The 25,701-nt window shown below is 39.4% G+C and carries 22 protein-coding genes; 6 read left to right on the forward strand and 16 right to left on the reverse strand.

Features of this window, described 5'->3' with window-relative positions:
- Nucleotides 1-9: 9 nt before the first annotated feature.
- From mutL to ABVM49_RS08330, 4 genes are read left to right on the forward strand one after another with little or no spacing between them, the layout of a single operon-like run.
- Complete coding sequence (gene mutL, locus ABVM49_RS08315) at nt 10-1,890, forward strand: DNA mismatch repair endonuclease MutL (RefSeq protein ID WP_405201469.1); 1,881 nt, start codon at nt 10-12, stop codon at nt 1,888-1,890.
- Nucleotides 1,891-1,893: 3 nt separating this feature from the next.
- Nucleotides 1,894-2,628 (forward strand): rhomboid family intramembrane serine protease, encoded by a 735-nt coding sequence (locus ABVM49_RS08320; RefSeq protein ID WP_405201470.1) that lies wholly within the window; start codon nt 1,894-1,896, stop codon nt 2,626-2,628.
- A gap of 9 nt (nt 2,629-2,637) precedes the next feature.
- Nucleotides 2,638-3,522 carry a rhomboid family intramembrane serine protease gene (locus ABVM49_RS08325; protein ID WP_405201471.1) on the forward strand — a complete coding sequence of 295 codons (885 nt, stop codon included), beginning with the start codon at nt 2,638-2,640 and terminating at the stop codon, nt 3,520-3,522.
- 3 nt (nt 3,523-3,525) lie between these two features.
- The gene (locus ABVM49_RS08330) at nt 3,526-4,557 is read left to right on the forward strand and encodes an endonuclease/exonuclease/phosphatase family protein (RefSeq protein WP_405201472.1); all 1,032 of its coding nucleotides are present in this window, start codon (nt 3,526-3,528) and stop codon (nt 4,555-4,557) included.
- Here ABVM49_RS08330 and ABVM49_RS08335 read toward each other — a convergent pair.
- The 9 genes from ABVM49_RS08335 to ABVM49_RS08375 form a co-directional block, all read right to left on the reverse strand.
- The gene (locus ABVM49_RS08335; protein ID WP_405201473.1) at nt 4,538-5,173 is read right to left on the reverse strand and encodes a WbqC family protein; all 636 of its coding nucleotides are present in this window, start codon (nt 5,171-5,173) and stop codon (nt 4,538-4,540) included. The genes ABVM49_RS08330 and ABVM49_RS08335 overlap by 20 nt on opposite strands.
- Nucleotides 5,174-5,182: 9 nt before the next feature.
- On the reverse strand, nt 5,183-6,802 hold the full coding sequence (lepB, locus tag ABVM49_RS08340) for a signal peptidase I (RefSeq protein ID WP_405201474.1): 1,620 nt from the start codon (nt 6,800-6,802) through the stop codon (nt 5,183-5,185).
- 51 nt (nt 6,803-6,853) lie between these two features.
- The gene (dapB, locus tag ABVM49_RS08345; protein WP_405201475.1) at nt 6,854-7,558 is read right to left on the reverse strand and encodes a 4-hydroxy-tetrahydrodipicolinate reductase; all 705 of its coding nucleotides are present in this window, start codon (nt 7,556-7,558) and stop codon (nt 6,854-6,856) included.
- Nucleotide 7,559: 1 nt separating this feature from the next.
- Nucleotides 7,560-8,159, reverse strand: coding sequence for a DUF5683 domain-containing protein (locus ABVM49_RS08350; RefSeq protein ID WP_405201476.1), 600 nt, complete (start codon nt 8,157-8,159; stop codon nt 7,560-7,562).
- Entirely contained in the window at nt 8,149-9,048 is a 900-nt protein-coding gene (locus ABVM49_RS08355; RefSeq protein ID WP_021778384.1) for a ParB/RepB/Spo0J family partition protein, read from the reverse strand. The genes ABVM49_RS08350 and ABVM49_RS08355 overlap by 11 nt, the downstream gene beginning before the upstream one ends.
- Before the next feature lie 3 nt (nt 9,049-9,051).
- Nucleotides 9,052-9,819, reverse strand: a complete 768-nt coding sequence (locus tag ABVM49_RS08360) for a ParA family protein (protein WP_405201477.1) — start codon at nt 9,817-9,819, stop codon at nt 9,052-9,054.
- Nucleotides 9,820-9,937: 118 nt separating this feature from the next.
- Nucleotides 9,938-11,050 (reverse strand): outer membrane beta-barrel protein, encoded by a 1,113-nt coding sequence (locus tag ABVM49_RS08365; protein ID WP_405201478.1) that lies wholly within the window; start codon nt 11,048-11,050, stop codon nt 9,938-9,940.
- A 104-nt stretch (nt 11,051-11,154) separates the two neighbouring features.
- Nucleotides 11,155-11,580 carry a c-type cytochrome gene (locus tag ABVM49_RS08370; RefSeq protein ID WP_405201479.1) on the reverse strand — a complete coding sequence of 142 codons (426 nt, stop codon included), beginning with the start codon at nt 11,578-11,580 and terminating at the stop codon, nt 11,155-11,157.
- On the reverse strand, nt 11,580-12,695 hold the full coding sequence (locus ABVM49_RS08375) for a PQQ-dependent sugar dehydrogenase (protein WP_405201480.1): 1,116 nt from the start codon (nt 12,693-12,695) through the stop codon (nt 11,580-11,582). The genes ABVM49_RS08370 and ABVM49_RS08375 overlap by 1 nt, the downstream gene beginning before the upstream one ends.
- 283 nt (nt 12,696-12,978) lie before the next feature.
- Here ABVM49_RS08375 and trxB point away from each other — a divergent pair, with 283 nt between their 5' ends.
- Complete coding sequence (gene trxB / locus ABVM49_RS08380; protein WP_021778389.1) at nt 12,979-13,986, forward strand: thioredoxin-disulfide reductase; 1,008 nt, start codon at nt 12,979-12,981, stop codon at nt 13,984-13,986.
- Between the two features lie 274 nt (nt 13,987-14,260).
- On the opposite strand, the gene ABVM49_RS08385 is transcribed toward trxB, so the two are convergent.
- From ABVM49_RS08385 to ABVM49_RS08405, 5 genes are all read right to left on the reverse strand, one after another.
- The gene (locus ABVM49_RS08385; RefSeq protein WP_405201481.1) at nt 14,261-19,138 is read right to left on the reverse strand and encodes a DNA repair ATPase; all 4,878 of its coding nucleotides are present in this window, start codon (nt 19,136-19,138) and stop codon (nt 14,261-14,263) included.
- A 147-nt stretch (nt 19,139-19,285) separates the two neighbouring features.
- On the reverse strand, nt 19,286-21,352 hold the full coding sequence (locus ABVM49_RS08390) for an SPFH domain-containing protein (RefSeq protein WP_405201482.1): 2,067 nt from the start codon (nt 21,350-21,352) through the stop codon (nt 19,286-19,288).
- Nucleotides 21,353-21,406: 54 nt separating this feature from the next.
- On the reverse strand, nt 21,407-22,120 hold the full coding sequence (locus ABVM49_RS08395) for a hypothetical protein (protein ID WP_021778392.1): 714 nt from the start codon (nt 22,118-22,120) through the stop codon (nt 21,407-21,409).
- 28 nt (nt 22,121-22,148) lie between these two features.
- Nucleotides 22,149-22,862 carry a PspA/IM30 family protein gene (locus ABVM49_RS08400; protein ID WP_405201483.1) on the reverse strand — a complete coding sequence of 238 codons (714 nt, stop codon included), beginning with the start codon at nt 22,860-22,862 and terminating at the stop codon, nt 22,149-22,151.
- A gap of 11 nt (nt 22,863-22,873) precedes the next feature.
- Nucleotides 22,874-23,269, reverse strand: coding sequence for a hypothetical protein (locus ABVM49_RS08405; protein WP_035334318.1), 396 nt, complete (start codon nt 23,267-23,269; stop codon nt 22,874-22,876).
- A gap of 266 nt (nt 23,270-23,535) precedes the next feature.
- On the opposite strand from ABVM49_RS08405, the gene ABVM49_RS08410 reads away from it, so the two are divergent.
- A complete protein-coding gene (locus ABVM49_RS08410; RefSeq protein ID WP_405201484.1) occupies nt 23,536-24,291 on the forward strand; it encodes a helix-turn-helix domain-containing protein in 756 nt (251 codons plus the stop codon).
- A gap of 82 nt (nt 24,292-24,373) precedes the next feature.
- On the opposite strand, the gene ABVM49_RS08415 is transcribed toward ABVM49_RS08410, so the two are convergent.
- Nucleotides 24,374-25,111, reverse strand: coding sequence for a head GIN domain-containing protein (locus ABVM49_RS08415; protein WP_021778396.1), 738 nt, complete (start codon nt 25,109-25,111; stop codon nt 24,374-24,376).
- Nucleotides 25,112-25,250: 139 nt separating this feature from the next.
- Nucleotides 25,251-25,697, reverse strand: coding sequence for a nuclear transport factor 2 family protein (locus ABVM49_RS08420; protein WP_405201485.1), 447 nt, complete (start codon nt 25,695-25,697; stop codon nt 25,251-25,253).
- Nucleotides 25,698-25,701 lie beyond the last annotated feature (4 nt).

A 25,701-nucleotide genomic window follows, 5' to 3' on the forward strand; every position in this document is an offset into this window, starting at 1 on the left:
TAGGTCCCAATGGCAGACATTATAAAACTCTTACCCGATCACGTAGCAAACCAGATCGCTGCGGGAGAAGTTGTGCAACGCCCAGCATCTGTGGTTAAAGAATTACTTGAAAACGCCATAGACGCAGGAGCATCTTCTATAAAGCTTATAGTAAAAGACGCAGGTAAGACACTCATCCAGATTATAGATGATGGTAAGGGTATGAGTGATACAGATGCTCGTATGAGTTTTGAACGTCACGCTACCTCAAAGATTACCACGGCAGATGATTTATTTAACCTCAATACAAAAGGTTTTAGAGGAGAGGCGCTTGCCTCTATAGCGGCTGTCGCTCACGTGGCACTTAAGACACGGCCAGAAGGAGCAGAGGTGGGTACGCATATAGAGATAGAAGGTAGTAAGATTATTACCCAAGAGGTTTGTGCCACGCCTAAGGGCACCTCACTTGCGGTTAAGAATCTCTTTTTTAATATACCAGCACGTCGTAATTTTTTAAAATCAAATAGTGTTGAGTTGCGTCACGTGATAGATGAGTTTCAGCGTGTGGCACTAGCACACCCTGATATTGCATTTGCAATGTATCATAACGAGGGGGAGCTTTTTCAATTACCTAAAGGAAATTTAAAACAACGTATTGTTGGCATTTTTGGCGGGAAGACTAATGAGAAGTTAGTTCCCGTGCAAGAGGAGACAGATATACTTACCATAAATGGGTTTGTAGTAAAACCTGAGTTTTCAAAAAAGACGCGTGGTGAGCAGTTTTTCTTTGTAAATGATCGATTTATAAAAAGTGCTTACTTAAATCACGCGGTAACGGCAGCCTTTGATGGACTACTTCCAGATAGAGCGAGAGCAAGTTACTTTCTATACCTCAAGGTAGACCCAGCTACGATTGATATAAACATACACCCTACAAAGACCGAAATAAAATTTGACGACGAGCACGCTTTATACGCGATGTTACGTAGTACCATAAAGCATAGCTTAGGCCAGTTTAGTATTGCACCTGTGCTTGATTTTAATAGAGATAGCGAACTCGATACGCCTTATGATTACAAAAATAAAGGAGTGGTAACTCCTAAGATTGAGGTAGATCGCACTTTTAATCCTTTTGAGAGCGTTCCTGCGCCAAAAAGAGGAGCACAGCGCCCCGACTATGAAAAGCCAGACGTAACTGGCTGGGAGAAGATGTATGAGGGGATGGAGTCGCAAGCAACTGCGGGTAGTACCGTGACTTTTGAGAAGGAAGTGAGTACGGGTAATATGTTTGAGAGCGGTCTTAATACAAAAGCAGGTGCACCTATAACGGCGACAGCAGGCAGTCAAGACGAGTCTTCTACATACCAACTTAATAAAAAATACATCGTAAGTACCATTAAAAGTGGTATGGTAATTATCGATCAACATAAGGCGCACCAACGTGTGCTGTATGAAGAGTTTTTACGTAATATAACGGTAAAGGAATCTGTGAGTCAGCAATTGTTATTTCCGTTAACGCTTACATATTCTACAACAGAGCTTGCTTTAATAGAAGAGCTTAAAGAAGGACTGGAGAATACAGGTTTTATCTTTGGTCTCATAAGCGGAGATATTTTAGAAATAAACGGTATCCCTACTTCTATAACAGAAAGTCAAGTGCCAGTTGTTATAGATCAATTACTTAGTGATTTAGAAAACGAGGTGCCAGACAGCGGTTTTAGCCAGACAGACACACTTGCAAAGAGTATGGCAAAAAGCCTCGCGGTAAAAGGAGGGGAGACGCTAGACAGCCTTTCTAGAGAACACTTAGTAAATAGTCTATTTGCTTGTAAAGAACCTAGTATATCGCCTACTAACAAGAAAACATTTATCACCATCACGGGTGACGATCTTGATAGAAAATTTAAATAACCTATGGGAAGAATCACAGAAACGGTTAAAATATTATTAATAGTAAATGTGATCTTTTACTTAGGGTCACTGTTTATTATAAAGCCAGATCCAGCAATGCAATTATTTGCATTATGGTTTGTAGAAAATCCTAGCTGGCAGGTATGGCAACCACTTACGCATATGTTTATGCACGACTTGTCAAGCCCTATGCATATAGCATTTAATATGTATGCTTTATGGATGTTTGGTAGTCCTATAGAAAATGCTCTAGGGCAAAAACGCTTTATATTCTTTTATTTCTCAGCAGGTCTTGGAGCAGCTTTGATACATACATTAGTTAATTACTACCACTTCAATAATGCGAGTGAGGCTATAATGGCTTTAGGGTTTAATGCCCAAGATATTACTGATATTCTTACTACTGGCTCTTTTAGTGAGAGGATACCTAGAGAGACTGCACAATCGCTTTATGAATCATTTTCTGTTCCAGCAGTTGGAGCTTCTGGAGCAATAATGGGTGTGCTTGTAGCGTTTGGTATGTTATTTCCTAACGCGTCACTAGGGCTACTATTTATACCTGTACCTATTAAAGCAAAGTACTTTATACCTATCTTAGTAGGGATAGATTTATTTTCTGGTGTTACAGGGTTCTCAATATTTGGGGCAAACATTGCAAACTGGGCACACTTAGGTGGTGCATTATTCGGTTTTATAATGATGTTCTACTGGAAAAAACAAGGCTTAGGAAAGTATTAATATTCACATATGGCAAACACATCTCTAGCATATAAATATAAAACAGCAAATATTGCAATAAAGCTCATTGTTGTAAATGTGCTTGTATATGTTTTGTTTAATATCATCCCGTGGCTAGTGGGCTTGGGCTCTGGCACTTTTAGCCAGTATTTTGTGTTACCGTCAGATGTGATACGCTTTTTACAACAACCGTGGAGCGTTGTGACTTATGCTTTTTTGCACTCTGGTTTTGTTCACCTCTTTTGGAATATGGTTTTCCTTTACGTGTTTTCGAGATTTGTTTTAAATCTGTTTTCAGAAAAGAAGTTTCTTGCGATTTATCTCTTAGGAGCTATTGCAGGGGGTGTGCTATTCGCATTACTCTATAATGTTTTACCCGTCTTTAGAGGTACTGGTGTACTTTTAGGAGCATCTGCCGCAGTAAATGCTATTGTAGTTTTTATAGGTACATACACACCAGATGCAGAGGTACGTATATTTACATTTAATGTAAAACTATGGTGGATTGCTGCATTTATAGTAGTTAAGGATATTTTATTACTAGATGCTGGTAACGCTGGAGGTCTCATATCACACTTGGGTGGTGCAGCCTTTGGGTTTTATTATGCAAAACAATTACTAGCAGGCAATGATATAAGCCTGTGGTTTGAGAGACTTATAGATAACGTGAGTGGCTGGTTTACTAAAAAGCCCAAAAAACAAAAGAAAAGCCCACTACGCACGGTACATAAAAATAAAAAGAGCAGAGCTAGCTCTGTAAAGAAAACAGCTACAGCAACTAAGAGTGAGCAACAACAGCGCATAGATGCCATACTTGATAAAATAAGTAAGAGCGGCTATGACAGCCTCTCAAAAGCCGAAAAAGATTTCCTTTTTAAAGCCGGTAAGGAGTAACTAATGAAAAACCTAAATCTTCTTGAGAAGCTTATTTTTCTCATAAATAGTATCTGCGCGGTGCTATTGCTTTTTAGTTACTTACTACCTTACATTCCGCCACATATTTTTCCGGCACTGTCAGTACTGAGCCTATTGCTTCCGGTGCTGCTTATTATTAATTTTTTATTCTTCTTATTCTGGTTATTTAAAGCCAAAAGACAATTACTATTGTCTGCAGTAATCTTAGCATTAGGGATAACACATATATTCTCACTCATACGCTTTGGTGGTGGTAGTAATACAAAACAAGTTGACACACTCACACTTTTAACCTATAACGTACGCCAGTTTAATGTTTATGGATGGGTAGAAGAGGCAAACGTTGGCAAACGCGCCATCGCATTTATAGAAGATCAAAATCCAGATATTGTTTGCCTGCAAGAGTATCACCCCGACTTTGAGCTAGATGCAAAGAAGTATCCATTTAAGCATAAAGTAATGCGTCCTGCAAACAGCAAATTTGGACAAGTGATTTTTTCAAAGTTTCCTATTGTTCATAGCGGTTCGCTTGATTTTGGTAAAAAAGGGAACAACGGCATTTATGCAGATATTAAGGTGGGGCAGGATACGATTAGAGCGTATAATATGCATTTTCAATCCTTTCGATTGTCGCCTAGTCTAAATAATCTACAAAAAGAAAATTCAAAAAAGCTACTTGGCAGACTAGGAGTTGCTTTCGAAAAACAAGAAGATCAGGTTAAAAAGTTTTTACAGAGTGAGGCAGCCTCTCCACATAAGGTTATCGTAGCAGGAGATTTTAATAATAGCGCAACTTCATATATGTATCGCAAGGTGCGTGGTGATAAGGTTGACGCTTTCGCGAAAGCGGGATCAGGTACAGGAGCAACCTTCTGGTTTGACATCATACCATTACGCATAGACTTTATACTTGCAGATGAGCAACTAGAAGTCTTAGATTTTGAAACGTATGGAGATATAGATCTTTCTGATCACAAACCTTCTATGGCAACCTTTAAGCGCTTAAGCCAGTAAGGTCAATCTTCTCGAGGTAATCTTGTGCACTAGGGCCAAGATTAAAAAGTAAATCTAAAATGGTGAGGTTTTCTAAATACCCGTGATTTTCATTAAAAAGCTGATGATATTCTGGTAGAGGATATTGAGGCTCCTTTTTTGCATTTACAAGCTGTCTGCAATCTACCTGCTCAGGGTTTTTAAAATATTCTTCTGTTAGTATAGGCGTTATTTCTAGCTGTAAACACTCCATAATAATCGCGTGACACGCTTTATTAAATCCTATGAGTGTCTCATACTCGGTATGATAAAGTGGCTCAAACTCATCTTCATAATACTCAAAGTACGGAGAGGTCTGGTAGGCTATTTTTAAAGACCTCCAGTGATCACGCTGCCAGTGAAATTTATTCTCAATCTTTACATCATAATAACGCTGTCTCTCTGTTTTATCCTTGCGGTGGAGGATAGGTATAATGAGTGTGAGCGTACCTGTAGATGTGGCAATCTTCATACGGGTGCGGTATGACTGCTTCTGGAAATTTCCATTTGCCTCAATATGTAGCTGCTCGGTTTGAGCAATTACAGCATATTGAATGATAGGGGCGCAGTAGCCGTGTGTGATAAGAGCAGCTTTCATTATAATGGGTTATGCTTTGGGTTGTTTTTTCTTTCTAAAAAATGACCAACCTATATAGAGCAGTAACGCTCCTAAAAACCAGTATCTATAGCTCACTAGTGGTCCTTCACCACCTACTGTGGTAAATACACGATCCCATCGTATCCCAGCAAGACCAGGTACATTTGCATCTTTGCTAAACCATACAAAAACTGGTTTACCCACTACGTGATTAAAAGGCACGTAACCCCACGCTCTAGCGTCTTGAGAGTTATGACGATTATCACCCATAAGCCAGTAATAATCTTGCTCAAAGGTGTACTCTGTAAGCGGCTCACCATTCATTAATATCTCATTGCCATTAACCGTGATGTCGCGCTCTCTACCCATTTCATACCCTTCGTACACTTCTATGATACGTTTGTAATATGGAAGGCTTTCTGGGTTTATTGCCACTGTCTTTCCTTCTTCAGGAATGTATATAGGGCCAAAGTTATCTACACTAGATGCGCGTCCTGGTTTTGCACCAAAAATCGCTTTGTTATTTTCTATCGCATCATAATGTGTGCGCTCTATACTTATAATGTTTGAGTTGTTTTTGAGCTTTTCTATAGAAGCTTCACTTGCTTGAGCAGTATGTACATATGGTCCATTGTCACCTTGTACACCAGAGAGGTAGATATCAGAAATCTCATAGCGACCGTTCATAAGATCTGAAGGGAATACATAGTTTCCGTTTGCATCTTGAGCTCTTTTTACAAGAAGTTCCTTAGAGACAATTGTGTAACTAAATTGTATACGTGCACGGTCTGGTAAATCATTCTTCTCACCATTGATATATACATATCCATCGCGTACTTCGAGAGAATCTCCAGGAACCCCTACAGCACGTTTTACATAGTTAGACTTTTTGTCTATAGGTTTTCTCACACTGCCGCGCATATTACCAGGTGTAATATCTACAAGAGTGTCTACAGGCCAGCTAAAAACAACAATGTCATTGCGCTCTATGTCTTGAAAACCTGGTAATCTAAAGTAAGGCAGTTGCGGTTTTGTTAAGTAACTCTTAGTCTTTGTTCCATATATAGTATCGTGTAGCATAGGTGTTGCTACTGTGGTTATAGGTGTTCTAGCACCGTAGTGAAACTTACTTACAAACAGCCAGTCACCTACAAGTAGCGTCTTTTCAAGTGAAGAAGAAGGGATAACAAAAGGCTGCATAAAATACGTATGCACAATGGTCGCTGCAACGATCGCAAATAGTAAAGAACTCGTCCACTCACCACTAGATGATTTAGGGTTGATATCTCTCCCTTTTATGTGTGGTGCATCTGTTGCATAGTTTATATAGTAGAGGTAAAGTCCTCCTGTAAGCACTGTGAGCGCTGTATCTTTAAAGCTATTAAACCCAAAAGATCTTGCAGTCTCAACCCACACTACTGGTATCATAATTAGATTTACAATAGGTACAAAGAGTAAGATAGTCCACCACTTAGGTCTATTTATGATACCCATAAGTACTACGGCATTATAAATAGGTACTCCTGCTTCCCAGTCTTTTCTACCAGCGCGTACGTAAAGTTTCCACGTTCCGGCAAAGTGTACTGCTTGAACGATGAGAAAAAATATAAACCATTGTGTAAGTGTCATCTGTATTCTTTTAGTTTGTGATAGGTCTTAAGTTTGTCTATTATGTTACGGTTATAGACCTAAAACATCACGCATTGAGAAAATTCCTTGTTTGCCTAGTAACCACTCGGCTGCAACTACGGCACCTTGCGCAAAGCCTTGTCTTGAGTGGGCCTCGTGACTTAAGGTTATGGTGTCTATATCGCTTTTGTAATTTATAATATGTGTACCAGGTACAGTGCCCTCTCTTTCGGCAGTGATGGGTATGTGGTTATCTTTTATAGATTGTCCTTCGGCAAGTGACCAGTTTGTATACGGAGTAGTCTCTATAATTCCTTCTGCTAGGGTGATGGCTGTACCACTAGGAGCATCTAGTTTTTGTGTATGGTGTATCTCGGTCATATCTACCTTATAGTCGTTATGAGGAGCCATAATTTGAGCCAATTTCTTATTAAACTCAAAAAACAGATTTACACCTACGCTAAAGTTTGATGCATAGATAAAACCACCATTTTTTTCTTTACAAAGCGCCACCATATCTTCATAACTATCTAGCCAGCCTGTGGTGCCAGAGACAATAGGGATACCCGCTTCAAAACATTTTGTTATGTGGTTTACCGCGCTATCTGGAATGCTAAAGTCTATTGCAATATCTGCATTTTCAAGGGTGAAATTTTCTGGTGAGCTCACGCGAGCTACAATCTCGTGACCTCTAGATTCGGCAATTTTTTCTATAGTTTGCCCCATCTTACCATAGCCAAGAAGTGCTATTTTCATATTAAAACTTATAATTTATAGTTAGACCGTAGTTCATAGTTTGGCCCATATCATCATTGTAAATTGCTGGTCCAAAGGTAAGCTCGTCATCTACGTCAAATTGCGATAGATGCGCATCTACATTTGCCTCAACTATCTGAAGTATATACACTCCTGCCGATACTAAAATAAATAGGTCACGACGTTTTCTAAACTGCTCTTGGCCATTAAGTAAGGCGTCATCAGAAAATCTTTCGGTGGCTACACCATCTTCATCTACTTTAGTAAACTCATCTATACGTCCCGCGAGTCGTTCTTTAAAGGCGGTTCTAAAACGCTCAGATTGTGTAGAGTTATATGATACGGCATAGATGCTTGATCCCAGTGCGCCATATACAAGTGGTAACTTCCAGTAATCTTTATTGTAGAGTTGCCCTAGACCCGGTAACACTGCGCCATAAAAGGCAGCCTTTGCAGGTCGTAATGGCTCATAGGGATCATTATCACTCACGGCAGTAACTGTTTCTTGATCTAGAAGTGTAGATGCTGGGTCTTCTTGCGCTTTCGCGAAAGCGTAAAAAAACAAGAGTACTACCAGTAAGAGGAGTTTATTATTTTGCACCCTTAATGAGTTTCTGTAATCGACTAAAATCTTCTTCTGAAGAAAACGGAATGGTAATCTTACCACGCCCATTTTTTGAAACTTTGATGTCAACTTTTGCACCAAAATATTCGGCAAAGTCTTTTGTGCCTTTCTTTATGAACTTAGGTGTTTCTTCCTTTGCTGGTGTCTCAATATTTGCCGTAGCGTGATAGTTTTTTACAAGGGCTTCTGTTTGTCTCACAGAGAGCTTTTCTTGTAAAATCTTCTCGTATATATCTAGCTGGTCACCTGTGTTTTCTACATTTATGAGTGCACGACCGTGCCCCATAGATAAGAAACCATCTCGCATACCTGTTTGTACTATTGGGTCTAGTTTAAGTAGTCTCAAATAGTTTGTGATGGTAGAGCGATTTTTACCCACGCGATCACTCATTTGCTCTTGCGTGAGGTTTATCTCATCTATTAAGCGCTGGTAGGAGAGGGCAATTTCAATTGGGTCAAGATCTTGACGCTGTATATTTTCAACAAGGGCCATCGTGAGGCTCTCATTATCATTTGCAATACGTATGTATGCAGGTACTGTTTTGTTACCTATAAGCTTAGAAGCTCTATAACGACGCTCTCCAGATACAAGTTGATATTTACCAAAGCTTATCTTACGTACCGTGATAGGTTGTATCACGCCTAGCTCTTTTATAGATGAGGCAAGCTCTCTAAGAGTTTCTTCATTAAAGCTAGTACGCGGTTGGAACGGGTTTACATCTATATCTTCTAGATCTAGCTCTACGATGTTACCTACAACCTTGTCTGCGTTTTTATCTTCTGCACTGTTTATATCATTTGCAGGGTCTTTGAGCAGAGCCGAGAGACCACGCCCTAGTGCTTGTTTTTTTGTTGCTTTAGCCATTTGTTAGCTATTGTTTTTTGTAATAAGTTCTTGAGCAAGACTCAAGTAGTTAGTAGCGCCTTTACTTGCAGCATCATAATTTATAATACTCTCTCCATAACTAGGTGCTTCACTTAAACGTACATTACGCTGTATGATTGTCTCAAAGACCATCTCGCTAAAATGTTTTTGAACCTCTTCTACTACTTGATTAGATAATCGTAGTCGTGAGTCAAACATTGTAAGAAGTAATCCTTCTATATCAAGATCCTTATTATGTATTTTCTGAACGCTTTTTATCGTGTTAAGCAACTTGCCTAACCCTTCTAGTGCAAAGTACTCGCACTGTATAGGGATAATTACAGAGTCTGCAGAGGTAAGTGCATTAAGAGTAAGCAAGCCTAGTGATGGCGCACAGTCTATCAAGATGTAATCATATACATCCTTTAGGTGAGAAATCGCTTTCTCTAACATATACTCACGTGCCTCTTTATCTACAAGCTCTATTTCTATAGCTACAAGGTCTATGTGAGCAGGTATAAGATCTAGATTAGGAGAAGAGGTTTTTACAATAGCATCTTCTGCCTTGTTAGTATGTTCTAGTAGCTGGTATGTTCCTACTTCTACACTCTCTACATCTATACCTAAGCCAGAGGTTGCATTAGCCTGTGGGTCTGCATCTATGAGAAGTACTTTCTTCTCGAGCACGCCTAGAGAGGCTGCGAGATTTACAGAAGTCGTGGTCTTGCCTACACCACCTTTTTGGTTTGCAATAGCAATTATTTTACCCATAAAATTTGAGGACGATTAGGAGGTAAAAATACAATTTAAAATGGGTTATTAAAATGGATTAGAAATGAAAAAACCGAGATTATGCATCTCGGTTTTAATATTGTGAGTTATAGGGGTCTTAAAAGTAGTAGTTTACCTCTAGTGTGAGTGTTGTTACATCAATCTTAAGAGGAATAACTTCTTCTTCTGTAGGAAATGTTAAGTCATTATCATAACCGGTTATATAACTTAGGCTAGCACCCAGATGGTGCCCATTGCTTAATTCATATCTCACGCCTACACGCGGTACAAAAATGGGATTACCACCGCTTATATCAAAATCATTACCATCTAGAGTTCCTTCATAATAATCACCAGTAGGACCTACCGCAGCTGCGACAAAAGGCTTAAATTTTCCTTCTTTATTAAATTGATATTCTAGACCAAACAACAGTCTAAAAGAACTCATTTTAAAATTTAAATCATTAGGCAAGTTGTCAAAACTATTATCACCAGATAAGGCTGCATTTCCTTCAAGAGAGAAGTAAAGGTTTCCTTGTAAAGTACCTAAAAAGCCTGGAGTAGCTATTACACCAAGTTGCACCTGCCCTGTAACGATAGACTCAGACTCATCACTATCAAAAAACTTCAAGTTATTAATGCTTGTACCTACACCTAGATAAAAACTAGCAGCATCTGTATTATAAGATGCAGCAGCATCTACCTCATTAGGCGTGGGAGCATAAATCTCATAATCACAAGCATTATAGGCTTGCACATTACGAATAAGTGCAGACTCATTAAATTGATCTATAGCATTAAGCGGTCTTCGTATGGAATTACAATCAGAAAAAAGTACGGCAAGCGTGCCAGCTATATTTGCTCTGTCATTATCTACGTTGATAACCTTAGAGGTTCCAGTAGCGTTTGTGATAAGATATTCTGAGGGACTTATTTGATATAAAGACGCTTTTCCATCTTGTAATGGTGTGGCAAAATAAACGATATTATCTACTTCTATTTTATCAAGGTTTCTATTGTTGAGAGAGACACTAGTTACCTGGTCAAAAGTATAAACGGTGGTTTTATAATTCTTTTTGTAAAGTACTGTTTGAGCAAGGTAATCTATGGCGACACTACCTTCTAGTGGATTATTATTAAGTACTGTAATGCTTCCCGATGAGTAATTTTGAGCTGTAAGTACAGAGCAAAAAGCAATCATAAAAAATAGGGATGTAATGATTTTTTTCATAGTATTTTCTTTTACCTAAAAAGTTAGCACTTTTTTGTCGTTTTTAAAGCCAATTCTTTACTAAAAAATCTTAATTTACTCCCTAAGCTTTCTGTGTGTTGATATTATTCTGTCACCGCTTTCACCTCTTCTTCGGTAACCATTTCTTTCTGTTTATTGCCCCAGCTGTTCATAATGTAGTTCATTACATCTGCCACTTCATCTTCATAAAGTTCAAGGTTTGCCATCACGCCATTATATGCAACACCATTTACAGTTATAGGACCTTGCTGTCCATATTTTACAGCTTTTATGGCTTCTTCATAGCGATCTTCTGTAAGCCAGTCTGATCCAGCAAGCGGCGGGAAAGTTCCTGCCACACCTTCACCCTTACCTAGGTGACACTGTATACAAAAGTCTTGGTATACCTCTGCACCACGTTCTATAGATTCTGCAAGTGGGTCTTGAGAGGTGTAAATTTCTTTTTCCGCTTTCGCGAAAAATAAAAACACACTAACTCCTGCCGTACATAAACTTATAAGTAGCTTCATTATTTCTTAACTAGTTTAAGGATTCCTTTTCCCTCTACACCTACATAGATAGTGCCATTGTGATTAATCACATTGCGCACACGACCTACATCTTCTAGTAACTTTTCACGAGCAACTACCTTGTCATTTTCTAAAATAGCAAGTTCTAGGTATTCAAATTTAAGCGAACCTATTAATAAGTTACCATCAAGTTTTGCATCACCAGTATTGTTTGCAAAAGCCATCCCAGAAGGAGCGATAGAAGGAACCCAGTAATACACTGGCTGCTCCATTCCCTCTTTTTCTGTAATTTCTGTAAACGTAGTTCCGCTGTAATTAATACCGTATGAGATTACTGGCCACCCAAAGTTTTTACCAGCCTCAGGGATATTAATCTCATCCCCACCACGAGGTCCGTGCTCGTGTATCCATATCTTACCTGTCTCAGGATGTACAGTCATTCCTTGCGGATTACGATGCCCGTAAGAGAAGATAGCTTCCTTTGCTCCGTCTTTACCTACAAAAGGATTATCTGCAGGGATACTTCCATCTGCATTAAGTCTATAAATCTTACCTCCATCACGCGTAATATCCTGCGGATTTTCATCCCTAGCACCACGATCTCCTATAGAAAAGTACACATAACCATCTTTGTCAAAACGCACGCGACTGCCAAAGTGATGTCCCTTTCTCGTATTTGGACTTCCTTTATATAATACCTTCTTTTCGGTAAGCGCGCCGTCTTTTAATTTTGCTCTCATAAGTGCTGTCATCGCCCCATCTTCTTCGCCTTGTGGCGATGAGTATGTGATATATATCCAGCCATTAGTCGCATAATCTGGATGCAAACGTATGTCAAGTAAACCACCTTGATTACGCGTCACCACCTCTGGAGCACCAGTAATCATTGTTTTTTTACCATCCTTAAAGTGTATGAGCTCTCCACTTTTTTCAGTGATAAGCATAGACTCATCTGGCAATACAGCTAGTCCCCAAGGATTTGTAAGTTCTGGAACAATTACCTCATAAATATAATCTAGGTTTGAGGTTAGTGTGACATCATTTCCTCTAGTTTCTTGCGCGCAAGCCACACTTGCAACAAGTAATAATAAGATGTAAGTAAAACGACTTTTCATAGTATCAGATTTTAACGGCAAATTACAGAATTATCACCACACTCGGTGATGTATTAACAATTTGAAAACACGCGTTAGAGGTTAGAATCTTATCTTTAATCTATGCAAGAGTAAGCTCGTGGTCAGTTATATCACTTTTGGTGATAAAGCCATTCGTTTTCTTGATAACTTGATTGTAAGGTTTGGCTTGTAAAACCTACTTTTGTAAGGAAGATATAAATAAGAATTGTGCGATTGTAAAAGTGTTTGTTACGCTTTCGCGAAAGCTTAAAAATAATACAGTATGTCAGTAGAAAAAGTAAAATGCCTTATCATAGGTTCAGGACCAGCGGGATATACCGCAGCAATTTATGCAGCACGTGCAAATATGGCACCAGTTCTTTACCAAGGGCAGCAGCCAGGAGGACAGCTTACCACGACTAACGAGGTGGAGAACTTCCCTGGTTATGTAGATGGTGTGACTGGACCAGAAATGATGGTGCAGTTAATGAAACAAGCACAGCGTTTTGATACAGATGTACGTGACGGATGGGTGACTAAAGTAGATTTTTCTGGAGATGTACACAAAGCGTGGATCAACGGAGAAAAGGAAATACACGCAGAGTCTGTGATTATTTCTACAGGAGCGAGTGCAAAATACTTAGGATTACCTTCTGAGCAGAAGTATTTAAAAATGGGTGGAGGTGTATCTGCCTGTGCCGTTTGCGACGGATTCTTTTACCGTGGGCAAGAAACCATAATTGTAGGTGCTGGAGATAGCGCTTGTGAGGAGGCACACTACCTTTCTAAATTATGTAAGAAAGTAACAATGCTCGTACGTCGTGACGAGTTTAGAGCATCAAAAATTATGGCTGCTCGTGTACAGAAAACAGAAAACATTGAGATCCTTTTCAACACAGAAACCGTTGAGGTGCTAGGTGATGATGTAGGGGTAACAGGAGCAAGAGTAAAGAATAATGTAACCGGTGAAGAGCACGATATCCCAGCAACAGGATTTTTTGTAGCGATAGGGCACAAGCCTAACACAGATATCTTTAAGGACTACTTAGATTTAGATGAGACTGGATATATCATCAACACTCCAGGAACTTCTAAAACAAACGTACCAGGAGTATTTGTATCTGGAGATGCAGCAGATCACGTGTACCGTCAAGCAATTACCGCTGCCGGAACAGGATGTATGGCTGCACTAGATGCAGAGCGTTACCTAGCGTCAAAAGACGAGCTTCCACAAGACGAGCCAGGAGTAGGCTCAACTTATGTGGATGAGGTTCCAGCTGCACGTCAGTAAAGGACATATCTTATATAGAATTAAAAAACGACAGCGAGAGCTGTCGTTTTTTTTGTTTGTGATTCTTTGCGGACATCTCCCTGACTCCCTCTTCAAAGAGGGACACTGTTGCGGTTTGATACTTTTTATTTTGCTTCGCAAAATGAAAAGTATTGTAAGTATTCCCCTCTTCGAAGAGGGGCTAGGGGAGATGTTTTTTTTGAGTGCCTTTTTTATAGGTGTAAGTTTCTTACAGTGGTAATCCTCAAAGAGGGGCGAGGGGAGATGTTTTCTGCTATCGCTCCAACCCCTTCTCCAGCGCTTTCTTAATCCCTTCTAGATTCTCGGTAAACTCCATCATTTGAGAGAGTACTTGTGCCATCTCGTTCTTGTCACCAAAACCTTTGAGTTTATTATTTTTTACAAAGGTTTCTTTCATCGTGTTCCAGCGCTGTTGCTGTGTTTCATCCAGCGCATTTATGAGTTCGCGGTACTTTAAGAGGTTTGCCTCTGCGCTTGAGGTGAGAGTTTGTGACTCCCTTTCATAGTGCGAAAGAAGCAATGTCGCAAGCTCTGTGTCATTCATAATGGGAACTACTTTGGCTACCAGTTTATTCATATCACGGTATGATCCCTGTAGTTTAAAAGAAGGCTCTGTACGATAGGCATCTTCTTGTGCGGCACTGCGTATGTATTCTGCATTTACCTTGAGCACCGTGTTACGTATGGTGATTACCTTCTCTAGTACCTTTGTATAATCTGCCACTTCTTGCCCAGTGTGATTTCCTTTGAGCTGACTGTCCTGCGTCCCATTTTCTATGCGGTCTACTAAGGTATACACATCCTCGAAATGACTACTACTCAACTGCTGCAGTAGCGGATTTGCAGTGAGCGAGTTCTCAATAAGACTCAATTTAAATAAATGTTCCGTATCTCCTATGATGTCTCCCAGGTTATAAATGTCTGCCCTGTTTGCAAGCATATCTGGTATACGGAATTTCTCTCCACTCTCTGTATACGGGTTACCCGCCATTATCACACAGAATTTCTTGCTACGGAGGTCATAGGTTTTTGACTTCCCATTGTACACACCTTCTATCTTACGTGTACCATCAGACAAGGAGATGAATTTTTGTAAAAACTCAGGATTACAGTGCTGTATATCGTCTAGATATAGCATCACATTGTTACCCATTTCAAAAGCGACGTTGAGTTTTTTGAGCTCTTCACGTGCAGCGCTATTTGTAGCACTTTCTGGATCTACAGAAGTAACTTCGTGACCTATGGCTGGGCCATTAATTTTTACAAAAACAAGACCTAGACGGTTTGCGATATATTCCATCAGGGTGGTTTTTCCGTATCCTGGTGGAGAGATGAGCAGCAACATACCCATACGGTCAGTACGTTTATTATCACCTACGGTTCCTAATTGCTTTGCAAGGTTATCACCAAACAATGGAAAATACACTTGGTCAATCAGCTTATTACGCACAAAGGATGTAAGGACTCTTGGCTTAAATTCGTCCAGTTTTAAAGCTTCTTTTAACTCTTCAGTAACCGTGTGTTTTGCTTTCTTAAATGTTTCAAATGCGGGTACTTGCTCTGTTACAAATAAGTTGAGCCTTGCCGTAAAGTCGTGGTAGTTAAAGTTAAAAACACCTTCGGTTATCGTGCTGTGATCACCGCTTAAGCCAGTGATTTTTTCATTAGGAGAAGCCGCTTTTGTTTTTAAAACCGACTCATCTTCAAAGAGTAGTAAACACACCATTTCATCTACATAGCGCACATCGGTTATGCTTTCTTGGGAGCGTACAAATGCCGTCACCCACTGTTTTACGAGCTGCACTTTTCCTTTTAATTTAGGGAGGGACTCATAACTTTTCTTAAACTTAAGATCTGCCTGTTGTTGTTTTAACGATTTCGCGAAAGCGTCTTTTAAACGCACCGCAACACTACTACGCACAAACTCTGTGTCGCCTTGAAGCTCATCAAAGATGTAGGTCGCAATGGTCTGACTTAACTCTGGTGAGAAAAGGGATTCCGCTTTCGCGAAAGCGTGTATCTCCTCACTTAAAGTTTCAACGATAAATTGGTACTCCTTTGCATCTGGAAAAAACTGCAACACCTCTCCTGAAGCCTTTATAGACTGGTTAAGCGTTTTTTGAGTATTTGGGTCAATGCTGTTCCAGAAATACTGAGCGTATGCTCTAATTTCTGGGGCGTAGGTGAGTAGTCCTAGTTCGTTGTGTTTGTGTACGAGTACCTTTAAAATTTTAGTCGCGTCTACATCGTGCACGCCTTTTACATAGCCCTCTGCATAATCATTGCGGCTTTCTTCTTGCACAATCGCAAGTAGCGCGTCATCACCAGCTTCTAGTAGCGTGTGTTTGTCTAGTTTATTAAATAATTTATAAGCTAGGTAGGCACTGCGGTACACCTCGCTAGTTTCTGATACAAATTCTTGATCCCAGATGTGGCGAGAGGCGAGAAGGGTCTCGTTTGAGAGTTCTTGATAAAAATCGGTACCTGTGAGGTGATAGTTAAGCGCGCCATCTTTAAGCACAATAGTGAGGTCAAGCGGCTGCTTGTTTACACCAAATTTATGCTTGCCAAGTCGTATTACCGTATCTCCATCTTCATAGAGATCTAGTTTGTCTTTGAGCTTGCGCAGCGCATCTTCACGAGCTGTTTTAAGTCCAGTCTCAATCTCTTCTGCCTTACCGGTATCTTCTTGCTCTTTAAGTTGCTGTATGATATCGCGTACCTTATTAATCATAAGGTCTGCGGCAAAGTATCCGTTTATTTCAGAGGCTGTTTTAAAGCTTTCGGCTTTTTTACGTACGCCTTTTAAAATGCGTTCTGAGGCATTTTTTAATGCCATTGCCTTTTTATTGCGCTTCTCTATCAGTGCATTTTTACGTGCTTCAAAAGCTCCGTATACTTCCTCGCGCTTTTCAATAATAAGCGTGATAAACTCATCCCAGTCTGCAAACTTTCCTTCTAGCTCTTCTAGCTGGATAGAGATTTTAGTCTGGAACTCATCACACTTTTCTGGTGTGGTGGCAATATCTAGGTAGTTTATGATACTTTGATCAATAAGCTTCAGTTGCGCAGCAAAGTCGGCTTGTGCTTCTGCACTTCCTAATGATTTTTTCTTATTCTTAATCCCAGCCTTTAACTGATTGATAGTCGCAAAAATGAGCGAGATATCATCAATTATCTTAGTAGAGTGAGAGGTGTCTTCTATATCGAGGTTTGAAACAATGTCGATAAGTAACTCAAGATCTGTTGCAATCTGGTTTACTTCTTCTTCGAGCTTTTTGGCTTCAATGACTTTCTTGATGCCATCCATCGCCTGTTTCTTTTCGGTTACGGCATCGTGATACGGTTTTAACGCTTTGTCATCTAGTAAGAACTGTACACACTTCTCAGAAATTTTTTGTGTTTGCACAGCAATTTCTTCCTCTAGCGTTTTCACGAAAGTGGGATCTACATAGCGTATATCATTAAGCGAGATGGTCTCTCCACGTAATGATCGCAACTGCGTGAGCAGCACCACAAAATCATTAATAGACTTAAAAGAGGTGCTTTTTATTTTGCCAAAAATCTCAGAGGCTTTGGTCTCAACTTCTTTAGTTTGTTTGGCAGCGTTACGCTTGAGCTGTACTACTTTTTGAAACTCATCTATAGCGGCATTTGCAGCTCCATTTATTTCTGCAAGTGGTACGTTGAGTTGCTTGGTTTCTGCTTCTGGAAGCCAGTAATATGCATCAAGTATATCTTTTGAGAACTTAGCAATATCGCTATACAGTCCGTCGTAATTATCTTCTTTGTTGAGCAGTGTGATGAGGCTATTAACCTCTGCCATTGCTTTTACAATATCTTTGTTTCCTATTTTATATAGCAACGTGTCTTCGTGCTGAGAAGGCATATAGTCACCCTTTAAAAATGGGGTTTGCCAGATCTGTATCACGTGATGCTTGGTTTGCTCATTTTCGGTTCTAAAATAGCATAGCTGCCCATCTTGCAATACGGTAAAACCATTACAGATAATAGGAGTTTTTATCTCTTGAGTAATCACATTATATGACATCAAGTTGTACAGCGCCTCTTCTGGGGAGTAAAAGACATATAAAAAGTCCTCCCCGTTAGGCGAACTCACCTTCTGCTGAAATTTTACATTTGGGATGGCATTGTCAAAAATGTTGTATTCTCCTGTTTGTAAGTAGTAGCCTGTTGGGAAAATGATACCTTGATCATCTGGAAGCAAGACACAGGTGTCCTTTACACTCTGTATTTTTTGAACTTCCTTTAGTTTGTTGTTAAATACAAAATAGCGAGGCTCTTCTTGAAATGGTTTAATCTCTAGCGCAAGTAGGTTACCCAGATCTGCATAGCGATACTGACCGTCATCTAGTGTCTGGTCTATAAGCTCTACCGGCTCATCTAGTATTCCTTTACCTTGATCTGTATTATCTTCTATTTTTATGGTAAGATCACCACCTATAGTCTCTACAAACACTTTGTCTAAAATAGACACGTGAGCGTGCTCACCATAACGGTGCATATCACGTGTAGCCTCTTGCCACTTAAAATCGTGTTGCTGTGGGAAGCGATACTCGTGCTCACTACGGTTATCTACATACTGTAACGTATCTTCTTTTATGAGCCACTTAAATGTTTTAATATCTGTAACACTATCACTAAGCTGAAATACCATATAGAGGTAGTTACCTATAATCGCAAACTTTGAAAAGATGGTATTACGGTAATACTTGTACAGGTTTGCAAAGTCTAGTAGAAAAGTATCGTCTTGTAAAAGTGAAAGATCACGAGGTTCAAAACGATTGTCTTTAAACTCATAGGCACTAAAAACATCTCCTAAGTGTATGTCTGTGCGTAATCCAAAATGTACATTGTAGCCAAATAAACACAAGTTTTTAAGCGATACAATATCACGAGCAATACAGTTATTTTCTGTATTGATACGGTCATTTGCAATGAGCTTTGTTTCTAGTGAACCAAAAACATTTTTACGCTCCTCGTTAAGTTCTTGTAACCGCTTTTGTAAGTCGGTTTTTTGTTTTTGCAGTCTACCTTGAATAATCTCATAGGTGCCGCCGTCAAGAGTTTGCGTTGCTTTGGGTTGTATATCTGGAGTTTCGTTTGCCATAAATGTTGGAAACTAATCGTTGGTTTGTTGATTGATTCTTGTGATGAAAGTTGTGGGATGTAGTAGTAATTACGCTTTCGCGAAAGCGTAAAAACAACCAGCAGCTTGCCATCTCACTGGGTGCAAGCTGCCGTTGTTTACTGAGTTTTATTTCAGTTTCTTATCAGATAATCCTAATCTCTTTGCAAGGTTAAATAGGTTACTGAATAAGGTTTGCTCATCGCTGTCTGAAGATTTAGATTTTAAATCCATCAGTAAGTTTGCAATGGTCACATTTTTAAGATCCTCAGATGATATGCCGTACTTATCTGCAAATTCTTTTACTTTTTCAAGCAAGTTTCCTTTTACATCATCACTACCTAAAATGGCATCTTTTACCTCTGTCACCGTTTCTGAGTGGTGTACGAGTCTGTCATAACCTTTGGCCTTTGTAATTTGCCCTATAATCTGGTCAAAGAACATAGTCTCACCACCCACAATATCAATATTTGCAGCTTTAAGAGCATCGCCTATAACCTGTGCTTGCGCATCTGCAATATCTTTCTGGACATTAATCTCTGCAAGATCTACTTGAAGTTCTTTATCAAGACGTAGTTTAAACTCTTCGTGTTCTTTACCTACACCGTCAAGTTTCTTCATAGCATTTGCTTTCTCTTCGATACCTGCGGCATCTGCAAGGGCTTTCTCTTTAATTACATCTGCCTCTGCAAGACCATCTTTACGTTTTGCCTCAGCTTTTGCTTCAATTCCGGCAGCTTCTGCAAGTGCCTTTTTCTCGATAACGGTTGCCTCAACAATACCTTGACGCTCGTTTGCATCTGCCTTAGCGTGCATTACTTGTGCCTCAGACATACCTACAGTTGCTTCTTCCTTAGCTTGTGCTTCGGCAAGAATTTTACGTGCTTCTGCCTCTTTCTCACTTGCTTCTTTATGCGCTAGTGCTTCGATATTAATTTCTTCGGCTTTTTGTTTTGCTGCTTCTTTTGATGCTTCGGCTGCTTTTATGGTCTTAATAAGATCTTCTTGAGCTGCTGCCTCTGCATTTGTGATTGCTACCTGCTTAGAACGGTCTGCAGTTTTAAAAGCCTCAATATCTTTCATATTTTCTTGCTCCTCAACCACACCTTTCTCTAGCATCACGCGGTCGCGTATCACATCTTGAATGTTCTTTTTCTCAACTTCAACAACTTTTTCTTTTTCGATTTGAGCCAGTGTTACTACGCGCTCTCTCTCGGTAAGTTCTAGCATACGGTCTTTCTCCACACGCTCTGTCTCCACCTTGTCTGTACGTTGCTTGTTTTTCTCAGCTACGATGATCTGGCGTTGCATATTTTCTTCGGCTACTTTTACTTTTTCTTCGGTAGCAATGCGAGCAGTTTCAGACTTGAGACGCTCTTCTTCGGCAACTTTAAGAATCTCTGCCTCTTCACGAGATTTTATGTTTGAGATCTCACGTTTTTGCTGTTCTTCTTTTTCGGCGAGTTGCTTATCTAGTTCTAGTATTGCCTCGCGAGCCTCTACATCTTGCTTGCGTATTACTTTCTCCTCATCACGTTTAATAAGGTTTGCCTTGATGTTTTGTGCAGCTGTAAGATCTGTAATTTTCTTAATACCTTCTGCATCAAGGATGTTATCTGCTTTAAGATGTGTAACTGCAGTTTGCTCTAGGTAATCTATCGCACAATCTTCAAGAGTATATCCATTAAGATCTGTACCAATGATGTCTACAATCTCATCACGAAACTCACGACGAGCCTCATAAAGCTGTATAAAGTCAAACTTTTTACCCACGGTTTTAAGCGCTTCAGAAAATTTTGCCTCAAAAAGCTCTTCTAGCGTTTCTTGACGTGATGCACGTTGCACACCTATGGTTTGAGCTACTTTCTTAATGTACTCAACTTCATTATTTACACGTACAAAGAAGGCTACCTTGATATCTGCACGCATATTGTCTTTACAAATAAGGCCCTCTGATGCAAGACGCTCAATCTGGATTTTCTTTACAGAAATATCCATTACTTCTACTCGGTGAAAGACAGGAACCACATAGAGCCCTTTATCTGTCGCTACTTTTGTCCCGCCAAAACCTGTGCGAACCAAGGCTTGGCCTTGATGTACCTTTTTGTAGAACATCGCGATGATGAGGAAGTAAATAACAATGAGTGCCACAATACCCACAACAAGGGCGATGGCGATAGATGGTAGGTTTTCCATAAAATTGATGATTTTTGTTTTTGGTTGATTATGAATGTGCGTTTACACGCTTAATTAATATTTGCTGACTAAAAAGTAATTTTTATCTGGTGACTGTTTGATGATGAGTACGCTTTCGCGAAAGCGTATTTCTGACCCATCTAGTGATTTTACATAAATACTCATAGGGTTACCATCTGCTAGTACCTCTGCATTGCCCATCTTATCTCCAGAAATGGTAGATAGCAACACTGCGTCACGACCTAAAAAGTCTGTAGCTTTATCACCATCTTTATTCAAATTTTTGAAAAATGACTTAAATGGAGTGGTAAATATCTTAGTAAGGAACAAAGCAGGGATCATACAGCTCAACATAAGTATGTAACCAAAACTAGTTGCATAGCTACCGGTAATACTTGTGGTTACTAGGGTGCAAAGCCACCATAAAAATACCCATACCGTAAAGGTGAACATAAATGGAAGACCTACAAAGTTGAAGTAAATTAAAAATACTTGCCACCACTTAAGCGGTTTACGTCTTTTATTTACAACGTGTGACCTGTCTACCTCTGCACTTGAGACATCTTCAAAATCCATACTACCAGAGTCTACGGTGTTGATGTCAAAATCTGCATCTACATCTACATCGAGATCTATGTCGATGTCCATATCGTAGTCAAAATCAATACCGCTCACCGAGGTAAGTACCCAGTAAATGATCAAGAGTATCAATAAGACGCTCAAGATGATATTAACTTCTGAAAATATGAGATTTATAAAGTTGTCCAATGGTTGATGGTTTTAAGGTTTATGATGGCTAGGCGTTGTCATTACCTAGCCCTAATTGTTCTTTAAGTTTTGCTAGCTCGTCATCTACTTTCTCCTCGCTAGTATCTGCAGCGGCGTTTATCTCATCATCTATACTTTTATTAGTATCTGCGATGTCTCCATAAGCCTCTGCAAGAGCTTCTTCTTGCGCTACTTTTTCTTTCATTCGTTCTAGCATACTCACGGTGCCAGTGTTATCTAGGGCCGCCATTTGCTTGTTTACATTCTTAGTAGCATCGCTCACTTTTACACGTGCCTTGAGTGTTTTAAGCTCGTTCTCCCAGTTGCTTATGTTATCTTTAATAGTCTGGATAGTGCCTTGTAGTTGTGCTACATTACCTTCAAATTTTGAGGTATCCTCACCAGCGCGTGTAGCGTGTGACTGTGCTTCTTCTTTTTTGGCCAGGGCTTCTTTGGCTAGTCTGTCTGCATCTGTCGCATCCATAGATCCTGCGTGAGCTTTTTTAAGAATAGCGATGGCTTTACTCTCGTAGTCTTTTGCTTTTGCATCGTGCTCGTCACGCTCGTTTTTTGCGCGTATGGCCATTGCTTTTACTTGAGCCATTGCTTCTACACTTTTGGCAAGATCTTCTTTCATATCTCGTATGCCTTGCTCTGTCATCTTGATAGGATCTTCCATATTATCTATAGATGCATTTGCCTCTGCTTGTCCTATTTTAAAAAGTCGTTTAAATATGTTCATAATGTCGTTTTTTAATATTTTGAAAATTCTATAATCTGTTCTGAGTACTCACTCATAAGTAAACTCAGGGAGTTCAAGCTACCCTCTAGCTCGTTGAGGTCAAGATTTTCTATCTGTAGGGTATCTCTAAAGATGACCTTTTTACCAGTATCATCTAGCACAAAAGCCCCGTGTATGATATCTCGGTTTTTTTGCAGCAGACTTTTAAAAATCTTTTCTGACTGGTTATTGATGGTAAAAATAAATTGCTCGATAATTAGAATAGGAGGAGCAATGCCCAGAATCAGGTTTTTGATACCTGAGTTTTCCTTTTGTACAACCATAATACCATCTGCCGTATTTTCTGTAGTGATATTAAAGTTGAGTTCTAATAAAAAATCTCGAGTAATTGTAAAGTGGTTCTTCATAAAGAGTGTCAGTGTTGTGTTCCAATACATTGGAAGGTTAATAATACGAAAACTTGTCTCTGTAAATACCCAATTGTTTATAAGTGGCTCAGGATGTAAATAATTAAAGTGGTCATAATGTTTGATTTTTGATTGATGAATGTTTGATTGTGCTATTACGCTTTCGTGAAAAAGCTAAATAAATTAGCATAAGTGAATTCTTTTTGCTAAAATTGTTAGGTAAATATACAAACAATTTTGTCATTTGCAAATAAAATTAGCAAAATATGTCATTCTTTGGTAAAAACATTCGAAAAATAAGAACCGTAAAGACGCTTAGTCAGCAGTCGTTTGCAGAGCTCTTTGACCTGAAAAGAGGGACGTTAGGGGCTTATGAGGAGGGTAGGAGTGAACCTAAAATAGATACGGTAATTAAAATTGCTAATTATTTTAGCATTCCTATAGATGACTTGCTCACAAAAGAGCTTACCGTAAATAGTTTGCTCAAATTTAAAGCAGACCTTACCACAGATCACGAGCAGATTACAAAAGAAACCTTTGCTACCATACCTTGCATTACCCCAAAAAACACAAACGATTATCTACTATATAATGACAGGGAAGCTTTTGTAGCAGATATGCCTGTCTTACAACTACCCGTAAACCCAGAAAAAGATTTCAGAGCCTTTACTGTAGATAACTTGGAAATGAGTAGTAATGACAAAGGACTCTTTCCAAAGGATATTGTAATAGGTGAGCAGATCCCCAAAAACGTTTATAAAAAGCTCAATAATGGACATCTCATTCTAGCCGTTTTTAATGATAGACTAGTATTAAGACGTTGCTATCTCTCCGGAAATACTATTACCCTAAGAGCAGATCATAAAAATATAGACGACCTAGAGTTTCCTATAAAAGAAATTAAAGAACTCTGGCGCATACGCTACGTCTTCTATCACAGAGTGCCAGAACTGGCAGATGGTCTAGAAGAAAAGATGGCACTGCTAGAAGCCCAGTTTATGAAAATAAAGGCTGGATTGTAACTCTTGACTATTATATACATAAAAAAATGCTCGATACTATCGAGCATTTTTTGTGTTGATTGATTGATGTTATTTATTGTAATTATTCTTTGCTTCTTATAACTCCACCAGAGTAGCTTTTTTTAGGTTTATCCACATTTCTTGGGCTACCGTAGTAATTTATGATTCCTCCAGAAGAGGCTTCTGCCTTAAGATCTTGAGAAGCATAAACATCCATCACGCCTCCAGATGAAGCATCTGCCTTTGCACTCACAGATTTGAGTTGGCTTATTCTCGCTACACCACCACTAGAAACCGAAGCATCCAGTCGCTCTGCACTACCAGAGATACGTGCCACGCCACCGCTACTTACGTCTGTCTCTACATTTTTTGCAGAAACTTGTACGCGCATTGTGCCTCCAGAAGATGCGTCAAATTCAATATCATCTCCAGTAAGTGTTTCCTTTGTAGTGAGACTTGCACCACTATTTACGCTTACATCAGTAAGATTTTCTGAGTAGGTTACAAACACCTTTTTTGAGGTAGCACTTTTGATATTGTCTTCGCAGTATATTTTTAGCTTCCCGTCTTTTACATAAATTTCGGCAGCATCTACAAGGTTTTGGTCTGCTTCAAGTATTACGGCGTTCGTGCTTCCTTTTTCTAAAAACACTTCCCAGCCATTTCCAGCGACTACTTCGTCAAAGTCTTCTGTGATGTTGAGATCTTCTGTAACTACATTTCCGTCGCCGTGCATTTGCCCTAGATTAATGTCAAACTGACAAGAGGTGACGAGTAAAGCGGTAAGGATTCCTAAAATTGTTTTGATGAGCGTTGTCATAATGATTGGTTTTTTGGTGATTGGTTCGTTTGTTTGATTGATTGTTTTTGATTGATGATGTAAAGATGTAGATAAGTCCGCTTTCGCGAAAGCGTAACCTACCCAACTGTAATAATTTATGACTGAGTTGTATAGATTGCTAGTGCAAGCTTATCACCCGTGTGATTTTCCAGCCTTTTGGGGTGTCTTTTAATATGGTAATAAACTTAGATGGTTCTGAGTGGCTGTCTTCTACTAGGTTGTGAAAACTATGTTTTCCAAGTGACACAGCACCAAAACCTGCTATTTCGTGTACCTCAAAGGTACCTTGAGTAAGTGTTCTCTGTACTTTATTACAAATATTCTCCTTGAGAGCTTTCATATAATCTGTTTTACTGGTAGAAAGTCCACCTTTGTCGTGATAAAACTCAAGATCTTCTGAGATGAGAGCTTCGTGAGTTGCGAGATCACAATTATTATACGAGCCAAAAAGAGCAGTATCTATAGCAAGAATTTCTTTATAAAGTTTGCTATCCTTAGACACCTGCGCTACTCCGATCAAGGGGAGTAGCAACAGGATCCAAAGAAGATTGGTTGGGTTTTTCATAGTA

It is taken from the genome of Dokdonia sp. LLG6352-1 (assembly GCF_045055815.1).
In the GTDB taxonomy this organism is placed as follows: domain Bacteria; phylum Bacteroidota; class Bacteroidia; order Flavobacteriales; family Flavobacteriaceae; genus Dokdonia; species Dokdonia donghaensis.

Coding starts and splice junctions, on each gene's coding strand:
- ABVM49_RS08405 (WP_035334318.1), bottom strand. CDS start 23,269: ATGAAGAACCACTTTACAATTACTCGAGATTTTTTATTAGAACTCAAC.
- ABVM49_RS08330 (WP_405201472.1), top strand. CDS start 3,526: ATGAAAAACCTAAATCTTCTTGAGAAGCTTATTTTTCTCATAAATAGT.
- ABVM49_RS08390 (WP_405201482.1), bottom strand. CDS start 21,352: ATGGAAAACCTACCATCTATCGCCATCGCCCTTGTTGTGGGTATTGTG.
- ABVM49_RS08365 (WP_405201478.1), bottom strand. CDS start 11,050: ATGAAAAAAATCATTACATCCCTATTTTTTATGATTGCTTTTTGCTCT.
- ABVM49_RS08325 (WP_405201471.1), top strand. CDS start 2,638: ATGGCAAACACATCTCTAGCATATAAATATAAAACAGCAAATATTGCA.
- ABVM49_RS08360 (WP_405201477.1), bottom strand. CDS start 9,819: ATGGGTAAAATAATTGCTATTGCAAACCAAAAAGGTGGTGTAGGCAAG.
- ABVM49_RS08370 (WP_405201479.1), bottom strand. CDS start 11,580: ATGAAGCTACTTATAAGTTTATGTACGGCAGGAGTTAGTGTGTTTTTA.
- ABVM49_RS08400 (WP_405201483.1), bottom strand. CDS start 22,862: ATGAACATATTTAAACGACTTTTTAAAATAGGACAAGCAGAGGCAAAT.
- ABVM49_RS08410 (WP_405201484.1), top strand. CDS start 23,536: ATGTCATTCTTTGGTAAAAACATTCGAAAAATAAGAACCGTAAAGACG.
- ABVM49_RS08320 (WP_405201470.1), top strand. CDS start 1,894: ATGGGAAGAATCACAGAAACGGTTAAAATATTATTAATAGTAAATGTG.
- ABVM49_RS08375 (WP_405201480.1), bottom strand. CDS start 12,695: ATGAAAAGTCGTTTTACTTACATCTTATTATTACTTGTTGCAAGTGTG.
- mutL (WP_405201469.1), top strand. CDS start 10: ATGGCAGACATTATAAAACTCTTACCCGATCACGTAGCAAACCAGATC.
- ABVM49_RS08385 (WP_405201481.1), bottom strand. CDS start 19,138: ATGGCAAACGAAACTCCAGATATACAACCCAAAGCAACGCAAACTCTT.
- ABVM49_RS08335 (WP_405201473.1), bottom strand. CDS start 5,173: ATGAAAGCTGCTCTTATCACACACGGCTACTGCGCCCCTATCATTCAA.
- ABVM49_RS08415 (WP_021778396.1), bottom strand. CDS start 25,111: ATGACAACGCTCATCAAAACAATTTTAGGAATCCTTACCGCTTTACTC.
- trxB (WP_021778389.1), top strand. CDS start 12,979: ATGTCAGTAGAAAAAGTAAAATGCCTTATCATAGGTTCAGGACCAGCG.
- ABVM49_RS08355 (WP_021778384.1), bottom strand. CDS start 9,048: ATGGCTAAAGCAACAAAAAAACAAGCACTAGGGCGTGGTCTCTCGGCT.
- lepB (WP_405201474.1), bottom strand. CDS start 6,802: ATGACACTTACACAATGGTTTATATTTTTTCTCATCGTTCAAGCAGTA.
- ABVM49_RS08420 (WP_405201485.1), bottom strand. CDS start 25,697: ATGAAAAACCCAACCAATCTTCTTTGGATCCTGTTGCTACTCCCCTTG.
- dapB (WP_405201475.1), bottom strand. CDS start 7,558: ATGAAAATAGCACTTCTTGGCTATGGTAAGATGGGGCAAACTATAGAA.